At 50.5% G+C, this 275-nt stretch carries 1 protein-coding gene; it reads right to left on the bottom strand.

What is annotated here, in order from left to right; translation table 11 throughout:
* The coding region (locus tag A3750_RS25995; protein WP_197474942.1) for a hypothetical protein at positions 1-275 on the bottom strand (275 nt) is incomplete at both ends.

Raw genomic sequence — 275 nt, 5'->3', positions numbered from 1 at the left:
CCATGTTGGCAATGGCGAGCAAAATCTGGTCAGCAAGCTCAGGAAATGCCCGCCTAAGGATCTCTTCAAACATCTGAGAACCTTGCCCCGGAAACTCTGACTCCAAGCCCACTCGCATATCTTTTAAACTAACCTGCACAACGATACTGTTAATGCTGTCAGCAAATTGCGCGCGCATTTTTCTGCTCAGCTGCTCTACGAGCGCATCGGGCGCCATGTTCCCCTTCTTCTTGAGCACCTCGGGTATCGCAGCTTGCTTTATTGCAGCCTTTTGT

Source organism: Oleiphilus sp. HI0079, assembly GCF_001635105.1.
The sequence above is the reverse complement of the archived record's forward strand: the minus strand, read 5'-3'. Positions and strand labels throughout refer to the sequence as shown.